The organism is Planktotalea sp., assembly GCF_018607965.1.
In the GTDB taxonomy this organism is placed as follows: domain Bacteria; phylum Pseudomonadota; class Alphaproteobacteria; order Rhodobacterales; family Rhodobacteraceae; genus Planktotalea.
This window is the reverse complement of record NZ_JABBAM010000036.1, coordinates 1-9,792: the sequence shown is the minus strand read 5'-3', so window position 1 is coordinate 9,792 and position 9,792 is coordinate 1. Positions and strand designations below refer to the sequence as shown.

The 9,792-nt window shown below is 52.9% G+C and carries 12 protein-coding genes; 3 read left to right on the top strand and 9 right to left on the bottom strand.

Going from position 1 to position 9,792, the window contains the following annotated elements; all coding sequences use genetic code 11:
• Position 1: 1 nt before the first annotated feature.
• The 4 genes from QZ279_RS03135 to pip form a co-directional block, all read right to left on the bottom strand.
• Complete coding sequence (locus QZ279_RS03135) at positions 2-634, bottom strand: RNA-binding protein (protein ID WP_293447817.1); 633 nt, start codon at positions 632-634, stop codon at positions 2-4.
• Positions 635-657: 23 nt separating this feature from the next.
• The gene (gene nusA / locus QZ279_RS03130) at positions 658-2,271 is read right to left on the bottom strand and encodes a transcription termination factor NusA (RefSeq protein WP_293447814.1); all 1,614 of its coding nucleotides are present in this window, start codon (positions 2,269-2,271) and stop codon (positions 658-660) included.
• 2 nt (positions 2,272-2,273) lie between these two features.
• Complete coding sequence (gene rimP / locus QZ279_RS03125; RefSeq protein ID WP_293447812.1) at positions 2,274-2,852, bottom strand: ribosome maturation factor RimP; 579 nt, start codon at positions 2,850-2,852, stop codon at positions 2,274-2,276.
• Positions 2,853-3,159: 307 nt separating this feature from the next.
• Positions 3,160-4,137 carry a prolyl aminopeptidase gene (pip, locus tag QZ279_RS03120; RefSeq protein WP_293447810.1) on the bottom strand — a complete coding sequence of 326 codons (978 nt, stop codon included), beginning with the start codon at positions 4,135-4,137 and terminating at the stop codon, positions 3,160-3,162.
• A gap of 60 nt (positions 4,138-4,197) precedes the next feature.
• Here pip and ubiG point away from each other — a divergent pair, with 60 nt between their 5' ends.
• On the top strand, positions 4,198-4,941 hold the full coding sequence (gene ubiG / locus QZ279_RS03115; protein WP_293447808.1) for a bifunctional 2-polyprenyl-6-hydroxyphenol methylase/3-demethylubiquinol 3-O-methyltransferase UbiG: 744 nt from the start codon (positions 4,198-4,200) through the stop codon (positions 4,939-4,941).
• Here the strand turns inward: ubiG and QZ279_RS03110 are convergent.
• Genes QZ279_RS03110 through QZ279_RS03095 form a run of 4 tightly spaced genes read right to left on the bottom strand, consistent with a single transcriptional unit; the run spans position 4,938 to position 7,242 of the window.
• Positions 4,938-5,378 (bottom strand): MarR family transcriptional regulator, encoded by a 441-nt coding sequence (locus QZ279_RS03110; RefSeq protein ID WP_293447806.1) that lies wholly within the window; start codon positions 5,376-5,378, stop codon positions 4,938-4,940. The genes ubiG and QZ279_RS03110 overlap by 4 nt on opposite strands.
• The gene (locus QZ279_RS03105; RefSeq protein ID WP_293447804.1) at positions 5,378-6,208 is read right to left on the bottom strand and encodes a carbon-nitrogen hydrolase family protein; all 831 of its coding nucleotides are present in this window, start codon (positions 6,206-6,208) and stop codon (positions 5,378-5,380) included. Before QZ279_RS03105 ends, QZ279_RS03110 begins: the two co-directional genes overlap by 1 nt.
• Positions 6,209-6,466, bottom strand: a complete 258-nt coding sequence (gene grxC, locus QZ279_RS03100; RefSeq protein WP_293447802.1) for a glutaredoxin 3 — start codon at positions 6,464-6,466, stop codon at positions 6,209-6,211.
• A 32-nt stretch (positions 6,467-6,498) separates the two neighbouring features.
• Positions 6,499-7,242 carry a double zinc ribbon domain-containing protein gene (locus tag QZ279_RS03095; protein WP_293447800.1) on the bottom strand — a complete coding sequence of 248 codons (744 nt, stop codon included), beginning with the start codon at positions 7,240-7,242 and terminating at the stop codon, positions 6,499-6,501.
• On the opposite strand from QZ279_RS03095, the gene QZ279_RS03090 reads away from it, so the two are divergent.
• Entirely contained in the window at positions 7,243-8,040 is a 798-nt protein-coding gene (locus QZ279_RS03090) for an SAM-dependent methyltransferase (RefSeq protein WP_293447797.1), read from the top strand. It abuts the gene before it with no gap.
• A gap of 56 nt (positions 8,041-8,096) precedes the next feature.
• Positions 8,097-9,161 carry a ferrochelatase gene (gene hemH, locus QZ279_RS03085; protein ID WP_293447795.1) on the top strand — a complete coding sequence of 355 codons (1,065 nt, stop codon included), beginning with the start codon at positions 8,097-8,099 and terminating at the stop codon, positions 9,159-9,161.
• Between the two features lie 213 nt (positions 9,162-9,374).
• On the opposite strand, the gene QZ279_RS03080 is transcribed toward hemH, so the two are convergent.
• Positions 9,375-9,560, bottom strand: coding sequence for a hypothetical protein (locus QZ279_RS03080; protein WP_293447793.1), 186 nt, complete (start codon positions 9,558-9,560; stop codon positions 9,375-9,377).
• Between the last annotated feature and the right edge of the window lie 232 nt (positions 9,561-9,792).

Below are 9,792 nucleotides of genomic sequence, written 5' to 3'. Positions count from 1 at the left end.
CTCATTTAGCTGTCTTTTCCTTTCGGACGGCCCCTGCCGTCGCTACTTCTCGTATATCTTTTAATCTTTGGGCTTCCTCTACTACACGAGAGGTGAGTCCACCAGCGCATAGCGCCGCATGTATCACAGTCTGTCGCCCAAAGGCCAATCCAAGCTCATCTGCCGTTAACCAACCGATGAATGAACCGTAGTGAGGTGTACTTAATTTCGACTTGCCGCGCTCGGATCCATCAGAGGCTTGGATCAATACCGTCGCCTCTTCGTTTCCAAGCCAGCTTTTAACTTTTTCATAGCCAGCAACGGCAGATCCCGATTTGCGGGCAAGACTGATCAAGTCAATCAAACGCCGCGTTGCTTGTGTTTCGATTTCTGCAATCAAATTGTCTGGCACTTTTACGGGTGCCTTCGCAGCCCGCGCAAACAAGTTTTTGGTCACCGCTTTTTCAAGCGCGTCCTTGGTCGCAGTGACCCAGATTCCCCGACCCGGCAATTTACGCAGGATATCAGGGACGATCTGCTCATCAGGGCCAACGACAAAGCGTATCATGTCAGACATAGGAAGCGATTCCCGTGTCACGATACACTGACGTTCTGGCCCGTCAGAGCGATCTTTATGTGTGCCGCCGCGCGTCACTGTAAAAACTCCGAAGCCTGCGATCAGGCTTCGGCTTCCTCGGATGCGTCATCTTCTGCATCGTCAGATGTTTCAAGTTCAGCCGGATCGACCCAACCCAGCAGAACACGGGCTGTCATAATCATGGTTTGGGCTTCCTCTAGCTCCATCCCGAATTTCTCTAGCAAGCCTTCGTCTTTGACGCGCTCGCCGTCTACTGTCGTCCAGCCACCAGCCAGTTCCCAGTCCGCACATGTCGCGAAATCTTCCAGCGTTTTCACGCCATCTTCTGCAAGCACTTCCGCCATTTGTGGTGTGATACCCTCAAAAGTAAGAAGGCTGTCATCTGCTCCCAGCTCACGTGCTTTCGCAAGGGCTGCTGCTGCTTTGGCTTCTAGGAATTCACGGGCACGTGTCTGCAATTCGCCCGCCGTATCTTCATCAACACCGTCGATCACCAGCAGTTCGTCAATTTCGACGTAAGCCACTTCTTCGAGGTTGGTAAAACCCTCAGCAACCAACAGCTGTGCAAAGAATTCGTCGACGTCGAGTGCTTCCATGAACAGCTTAGTGCGCAGTTCGAATTCCGCCTGACGACGCTTGCTTTCTTCTTCCTCGGTCATGATGTCGATGTCGAGGTTCGTCAGCTGGGATGCCAAACGTACGTTCTGACCACGACGGCCAATCGCCAGGGAAAGCTGCTCATCAGGAACAACAACTTCGATTTTTCCCGCTTCTTCGTCCAGAACAACTTTCGTCACTTCAGCAGGCTGAAGCGCGTTCACAAGGAACGTTGGCTGATCTTCATTCCAAGGAATGATGTCGATCTTTTCGCCCTGAAGTTCATTCACAACGGCCTGAACACGTGAACCACGCATACCAACACAAGCACCGACTGGATCAATAGAACCGTCATGTGAAATCACGGCAATCTTGGCGCGTGAACCGGGGTCACGTGCAACTGCTTTGATCTCGATGATGCCGTCATAGATTTCAGGAACTTCCATCTTGAACAGCTCGGACATGAATTCAGGCGCTGTCCGAGATAGGAAAATCTGTGGGCCACGCGCTTCACGACGCACGTCCTTAATAAAGCAACGAATACGATCGTTCGGGCGATAGCTTTCGCGGCCGATCTTTTCGTTACGGCGCAGAATGCCTTCACCGCGACCTACGTCAATGATCACGTTGCCGTACTCTTCACGCTTAACAACACCGTTAATGATCGTGCCGGCGCGGTCTTGGAATTCTTCGAACTGACGATCACGCTCAGCTTCGCGAATTTTCTGCAAGATAACCTGCTTTGCAGATTGCGCCGCGATGCGGCCCATCTCTACTGGCGGGACTTCTTCCGTGAATGTCGCGCCGACCTCAGGATCCGCCATGTACTGCTTGGCCTGATCAACTGTGAACTCGGCCTGATAGTTCTCAAGATCGTCCTCTTCCACAACCGTGCGCACACGTGTGAATGTCGCGCGACCTGTCTTGCGGTCGATCGCAACACGAATATCCATTTCCGCGCCGTAGCGTGACTTGGCCGCCCGTGCGAGGCTTTCTTCCATGGCTTCAATCACAAGACCCGGATCGATCATCTTTTCGCGCGCAACTGCTTCGGCAGTTTGCAACAGCTCAAGCTGGTTTGCTGAGGTTATGGCCATGGTTATTCCTCCTCGGACGACGCATCGTCCGTCTGTATTTCGTCAAAATCATCTTCGTTAATCGCACCAGTCGATTTGCGCTGGCGTAACATCTCATTGATCAGCTCGTCCGTTAGAACCAGCTTGGCATCGCTCAACCAATCAAAGTTAAGACCGACGGTCCCTTCTTCAATGTTGATCAACACATCATTATCTTCAACACCTGCAAGTTGGCCCTTGAAACGACGGCGACCTTCGATCAGCTCAGTCGTTTCAATCTTGGCCTCGTACCCTTCAAACGTCGCAAAGTCTTTAAGGCGCGTTAACGGGCGATCGATTCCAGGGCTGGATACTTCCAGCGTATATTCATCCACAATCGGATCTTCGACATCCAAAGTCGCGCTAACTGCGGTGCTGATCGCAGCGCATTGGTCAACTTCGATACCACCCTCAGGACGTTCCGCCATAATTTGAAGCGTCGTGGCTTTGCCAGACATCAGGCGTACGCGTACCAATTCAAAACCTAGGTCCTCGATCACAGGTGTGATCAACCCAGCAAGGCGTTGGTCGATGGCGGCTTTCGCAATTAGATCGTTGTTCATAAATCATCCAGCCTAGGGTCTAGGCACAAAAAAACGGGCGCGCGGCCCGTTACAAACTGTCCGGTGGGGCGTTCGGTTTGGACCCGAACACGCCGCTGTTAAAGGGCATATAAAGCAGGTGTTCTGACTCCGCAAGTCCGTATGTCATATAAACAAGGGTAGCAATTTCCCCACACCCGCGAATCAACTGTTGCACATCAATCTTCCTCTAGTTACAGCTTTCCTAGGTAACACACTTTTTGCGTGTATATTCTTCCAAAGTGGTAACAAGTTATTTCGAAGGCCGTCTTTTCACAGGCGGCCTTCTTTACGTACAGTCCTCAGCAATCTGGTCCATTGCACGCACAAGTTCCGCACTAATACCCGGCTCGCTCAACGCGTGACCTGCATTGCGCACCATTCGTAACTCCGCATTGGGCCAAGCTTGCGCAAGATCATATGCTGACTTGGGTGGGCAAATCATATCGTAACGCCCTTGCACGATCACACCGGGGATATGGCTGATACGATCGACGTTGGACAAAATCTGGCCATCTGATTCCAAGAAACCACCGTGCACAAAATAGTGGTTCTCAAGACGCGCGAACGCGCGCGCATATTCCCCTAGTGCATCACCACTACGTCCATTAGAATAAACTGAGGCCAGCGCATTTTCCCAACTTGACCACGCTTTGCCATAAAGCGTCTCTTGCTGGTGATTTCCACTGAACAAACGCTTGTGGTATGCGCTGATAAAATCATCACGCTCGCTTTCTGGAACCAATTTTACAAACTCGGCCCACGTTTCAGGCCAGAATTGCCCAGCGCCACCACGATAGAACCAGTCAAGCTCCCGCTGCATCATCAAGAACACACCCCGCAGAACGATTTGGCGTACATGCTCGGGATGGGTTTCTGAATAGATCAGCGCAAGTGTCGCGCCCCAACTTCCACCAAACACGATGAACTTATCAACGCCCACCGCTTCACGAATGCGTTCAATGTCAGCGACCAAATCCCAAGTCGTATTATTTTCCACGGACGCATGCGGACGCGAACGACCACACCCACGTTGATCGAACAGCACGACGCGATAAACGCTCGGATCAAAATAACGCCGCATCGTCGGGCTACACCCGCCGCCCGGACCGCCATGAAGCACGATCACAGGGATGCCATGCGGGTTGCCACATTGCTCAACATAAATCGTGTGACCGCCCGGCATTTCCATCATGCGTTGGTCAAATGGATCAATCGGCGGGTACAGATATTGAACCGCGCTCTTTTGGCCTGAGATTTTATCCATATCCATCCTATATAACCCTAGATGAGCCAGTCGCGCCCAATTGAGCATACGGAGACAGGAATGCAAACCGCACAAACAACAGTCGACCCCGCAGAGGTCGCAAAATTCGAAGCAATGGCCGCAGAGTGGTGGGATCCCAAAGGCAAGTTCAAGCCGTTGCACATGCTAAACCCGTGCCGTCTGGATTACATCACAAGCCAGATCGCAGGTGAATTTGACCGCGACCTCACGACGCCTGAACCCTTTAAAGGCCTGCGCATCTTGGATATCGGGTGCGGTGGCGGCCTCTTGTCCGAGCCCCTCGCACGTCTTGGTGCGACTGTCGTTGGCGCGGACGCCGCAGAACGCAACATCCCTGTCGCAAAGGTTCACGCTGAACAATCGGGCCTTACGATTGATTACCGCTGCACAACTGCAGAGGCACTGGCGCAAGCAGGCGAGCAGTTTGATGCCGTCGTAAATATGGAAGTCGTCGAACACGTCGCCGATCCGCTGGCCTACCTGACCGCGTGTCGTCAACTTTTGAAATCTGGTGGCTTGCATGTGTGCTCGACCATCAACCGCAATCCCAAAAGCTATGCGATGGCAATTATCGGCGCTGAAGTCATCATGCGTTGGTTGCCCAAAGGGACGCACGAATGGAACAAGTTCATCACCCCTGACGAGTTGTTCGAGCTTTTGGAAAACGCAGGCCTGACGCCCGTGGATCGCAAAGGTTTCGTGTTCAACCCAATCTTATGGAGCTGGAGCCTGTCAGATCGCGATCTAAGCGTGAACTACGTCACAGCCAGCGCAAAACCCTAGTCCTGCTCTAATTTCAGCCGCAAATCACGGATCGTCGGGAGAATGGCGCGCAGTTTTTCACTGCCCATATCCTCGACGATCTCCGCAATCACAGGCCCCATCCCAAGCAACGCCGCATCCCGCGCGGCACGCCCAGCGGGGCTGATCGCCACCATCTTGCGACGTGCATCATCCCAATCAGGGCGAATATGCACATATCCCGCCCATTCAAGTTTCCCCAGCGTGTTAGTCATAGCACCGCGCGTTAAATGAAAACTTTTCGCCAATTGCGCAGGGGTTTTTTCACCCGACTGTCCCGCCAAATGATTCAGAACGGAAAAATGCGAAATCTCCATACCCTTGGGTAGAACGCGACTCAGTCGACTGCGCAAAAGCTGATCCGCTGTCAGAATTTCACTGAACAACATAATTGCAAGGGAACTGGCATCGTCAGACATTAAGGACCTTCAAAAGCTCGATCATGGCGCAGCGCCGCAACCTTCCTCCTCGCTTTTGACACTTCCGCCAGGTCAAGATCAACAAAAACGGTGCCTGTTTCAGTCCCACCATCCGCCAAAACCTCGCCCCACGGTGAAATTGCAAGCGAATGCCCGTATGTTTTGCGCTGCTTGCCTGTGCTCGCCTCGTGGGTTCCTGTCTGCGCGGCCGCCAAAACATAGCACCCCGTTTCAATCGCGCGCGCACGTAAAAGCGGTTCCCAATGCGCCGCCCCCGTCACTGGCGAAAACGCAGCAGGAACCGTCAGAATTTCCGCACCAGCCTTCGTCAAAGCACGGTACAAATAAGCAAAGCGCACATCGTAACAAATGCTCAAACCCAACGTACCGAACGGCGTTTGCGCAACAACCGCACGTTCACCCGGACGATACCCAGCAGATTCGCGATAGGTTTCTTCTTTACTCACGTCCACATCGAACATGTGGATTTTGTCGTAGCGCGCGCTCACATCGCCACGTGGATCAATCAAAAACGAACGATTCGCAAAACGCCCATCTGCGTCATCCGTCTTTACCGCAAGCGATCCAATCGATAGCCAAATGCCAAGCTCCGCCGCCAACGTCCGATACCCAGCAAGCGACAGATCATCCGCTTCATACTGCAAAACAGATTGCTGATGCCCGCGCGACGAAGACACACAATTGCTAACCTCAGGCGTCAGAATAAATGCAGCGCCCTTATCAACAGCGCTACGTATTTGCGCCGAGATCCGCGCAAGATTGTCGCGCGGATCATCACTAGAACACGTTTGTAAAAGCGCGACCTTCATTTACGCCGCCAACATCGCATCCAGCTTGTCAGCGTTCTCAAGCGCGAACAGATCATCGCACCCACCAACATGCGTTTCACCGATGAAAATCTGTGGAACGGTACGTCCCCCATTCGCGCGCTGGATCATCTCTGGCTTGCGATCAGGGTGAGCCAAGACATCGACTTCGGAAAACTCAACGCCCTTAGACGTCAGCAAACGTTTCGCGGCATGGCAAAATCCACAAAGCGGCGATGTATAAATTTCTACTGGCTTCACAACACTATCCTTCTTTTCAGGTTGCTGCCAAGTTAGTCATCCTTTGCGACGTGCGCTAGGGTCACAACGCAAACATCACGCGCCTGTGCAGCCAGACAAGCACCCGCGCAGGCCGCCAACGTCGCGCCAGAGGTCATCACATCATCAACAAGAAGCACTGAACGACCAAAAATCTGCGCAGCGCGTTTGTCATTCACAGAAATTGCACCAAACAATTCGCTGAACCGATCCTCTCGCGATTTCCCATCTAAGCTCGCGGTTGCGCGATCCCGCTTCAATAAATCCGCACAAATGGGAACGTCCAACTCTCGCGCCATCGCGTGACCAATCAAAGCCGACTGATTGTACCGTCGCTTCACCATACGCGTCCAATGCAGCGGAACAGGCACGACAAGCGCATCATTGCGTAAAATCCCACGGGCGACGTTCGCCATCCACGCCCCAGCGGGACGCACAATATCATGACGGTCTCCATGTTTCAGTGCCAACACCAGCGCGCGCCCTCGCTCTTTATACAGCAACGCCGCACGTCCCTGCGACCAAGGCCGCGCAATACTCAGACAATCATCACAGCGATCCCCATCCTGAACCTCACCGCGCAGGGGCACACCGCATCCATCGTAAACCGACCCGGAAATAAACGCGGTATCGCGCCAACACGGACCACAAAGTCCGTCATCACTCGCAACACGCGCGCGGCAAGATAAGCATTCGGGCGGAAACACCGCATGCAACAGGGTTTGAAACCCCGGCGCATGCGCAATAAGACGTGACATATGCAAACTCCGCCCCTCTTGACCGATCGCACCGCGCTGATCCGCAATCGCAACCGCGCCAGCGACAGCTTTCTGCATGACATTGCGAAGGATGAGATCCTTGATCGGCTGACTCTGGTTAATAGAAAGTTTACGAAACCGCTTATTATTGGCCCCGCGGCCGATATATTTCCCGATGCGCTACACATCGACGATACAAACACGCTTGCCGCGACAGAGAAAAACCACGACCTCGCCTTGCACTTTATGGCACTGCACTGGGCGAACGACCCTGTCGGCCAAATCATTCAAAGTGCGCGCGCCCTTAAACCCGACGGCCTATTCCACGCCGTCTGCCTTGGCGGTCAAACTTTAAACGAATTGCGCGCGTGCCTTGCCCAAGCCGAAAGCGAAATCACAGGTGGCTTGTCCCCCCGTGTTGCCCCAATGGGTGAAATCCGTGACCTCGGCGCGCTCTTGCAGCGTGCAGGCCTCGCACTGCCCGTCGCAGACACGCTCAGGATAAAAACCAGCTATCAAAGCGCATTCCACCTAATGCGCGACCTGCGCAAATTCGGCGAAGCCAACGCATTGAACGCGCGCCTTCGCACACCCACAAAACGCGACGTCTTTGATCGCTGCGCCGAAGTCTACGCTGAGAACTTCACACAGGACGGCAAAATCATCGCCACGTTCGAATTCATCTTCCTCTCAGGCTGGGCCCCGTCCGCAAGCCAACCCAAACCATTGCGCCCGGGATCCGCCAATTCGCGCCTCGCAGACGCATTAAAAACCACAGAAAAGCCGCTGCGCGATTGACGATGCACTGAAATTGCTTATTTGGCAGTAGAACGTGACTTATTCGGAGTGATCCCATGCCTGACGCCACACCACCCGCGACCTGCCCAGCGCATGCACCCGCAGATCATCCAAAGTTTCCAAAGTCCAAAGTTGGCGTCCTGCTGTCAAACTTAGGCACACCAGATGATACCGACTATTGGTCCATGCGCCGTTACTTGGGCGAATTCCTGTCAGACCGCCGTGTCATTGATTATTCACCTTGGCTCTGGCAGCCGCTCTTGCAACTAATCATTCTGACGAAACGTCCTTTCACGTCTGGCGCGGCGTACCGCTCAATCTGGAATGAAGACGCGAACGAAAGCCCGCTTCTGACGATCACAAAACAACAGACGACCAAGATCACGACCGCCATGCAAGAACGTTACGGCGACGATGTCATGGTCGACTATTGCATGCGCTACGGCAATCCATCTATCAAAAGCAAGGTCCGCGCGATGGTCGAAGCAGGCTGCACAAAAATTCTATTCATGCCGCTTTACCCACACTACGCAGGCGCGACGTCCGCAACAGGAAACGACCAATTCTTCCGCGTTCTGATGGAAGAAAAATGGCAACCCGCCAGCCGCACAATCGAACCCTACTTCGAACACCCACTCTACATTGAAGCACTCGCGCAATCGGTTGAGCGCGCATATGCAGCGGCTGAAACCAAGCCAGACATCCTCGTCTGCTCCTATCACGGCGTCCCAAAGCGCTACCTGATGGAGGGCGATCCGTACCATTGCCAATGCCAGAAAACGACGCGCCTCCTAAAAGAACGCCTCGGCTGGGACGACGTAGAAATCGCAACAACCTTCCAATCGAAATTTGGTCCAGAAGAATGGCTTCAGCCTTACACCGTGAAAGAAGTCGCGCGCCTCGCAGAAGAAGAGGGCAAAAAGAATATCGCCGTAATCGCACCAGCCTTTTCAGCCGATTGCATCGAAACACTAGAAGAAATCAACGAAGAGATTAAAGAAAGCTTCGAAGAGGGCGGCGGCGAACACTTCACCTACATTCCCTGCCTCAACGATGATGATGCACATATCACAGCGCTTTCAACTGTGATCGAAGAAAATCTCAAAGGCTGGCTGGACTAGAGCGTTTGACGGAATGCTAAAGGCACTGTTTAACACTTTAACCACCGACCTTCATCTTTCCAAAAAACTTCAGCCAGAGGCGAACCGCATATCCTCTAGGATATGCTCACAAAGCGCGTGCGCCAGCACGCCCATTCAAAAAAACCGATGGCACAAACAGAAAGAGCGGCACCCTAAGGTACCGCCCTCCCGAATTTATTTCTAAGCGTATGCTTACATATTAACTGCAGCAGCAACAACCGCCAGGATCAACAAAGGAACGACGATGCCGGAAGAAGAAGAACCTGCAACAGCTTCTTCAACGATGATTGGTGCTTCCATCATAGGAGCTTCCATGTTGCCAGCGAAGGCTGTGGAAGCAGAAACGGAAAGTGCAGCAGCAAGTGCGATATTTTTCATAGTATTATCCTCTAGAATTCGCTCATTGCCCAGTTCACGGACAATAAGCCCTCAAGTACTTAAACCTCGTAGTCTGTTCTAAACATTTATATTCACGGAATGCAAACCCATCTTGAAACTGAACAACTCAAGATCGCCAGAATGTCGTCAAATTAGCAACACTTGAGTGCCAATTTTGGCTTTGTTGCACAAATCGGTCTGAGGTCGATCTCCCCCTTACCCCAGACGGATT

Excerpts from the sequence above, each read along its gene's own strand:
- pip (WP_293447810.1), bottom strand. The coding sequence starts at position 4,137 with ATGGATAAAATCTCAGGCCAAAAGAGCGCGGTTCAATATCTGTACCCG.
- QZ279_RS03080 (WP_293447793.1), bottom strand. The coding sequence starts at position 9,560 with ATGAAAAATATCGCACTTGCTGCTGCACTTTCCGTTTCTGCTTCCACA.
- QZ279_RS03110 (WP_293447806.1), bottom strand. The coding sequence starts at position 5,378 with ATGTCTGACGATGCCAGTTCCCTTGCAATTATGTTGTTCAGTGAAATT.
- ubiG (WP_293447808.1), top strand. The coding sequence starts at position 4,198 with ATGCAAACCGCACAAACAACAGTCGACCCCGCAGAGGTCGCAAAATTC.
- QZ279_RS03090 (WP_293447797.1), top strand. The coding sequence starts at position 7,243 with ATGCAAACTCCGCCCCTCTTGACCGATCGCACCGCGCTGATCCGCAAT.
- QZ279_RS03105 (WP_293447804.1), bottom strand. The coding sequence starts at position 6,208 with ATGAAGGTCGCGCTTTTACAAACGTGTTCTAGTGATGATCCGCGCGAC.
- hemH (WP_293447795.1), top strand. The coding sequence starts at position 8,097 with ATGCCTGACGCCACACCACCCGCGACCTGCCCAGCGCATGCACCCGCA.
- nusA (WP_293447814.1), bottom strand. The coding sequence starts at position 2,271 with ATGGCCATAACCTCAGCAAACCAGCTTGAGCTGTTGCAAACTGCCGAA.
- QZ279_RS03095 (WP_293447800.1), bottom strand. The coding sequence starts at position 7,242 with ATGTCACGTCTTATTGCGCATGCGCCGGGGTTTCAAACCCTGTTGCAT.
- rimP (WP_293447812.1), bottom strand. The coding sequence starts at position 2,852 with ATGAACAACGATCTAATTGCGAAAGCCGCCATCGACCAACGCCTTGCT.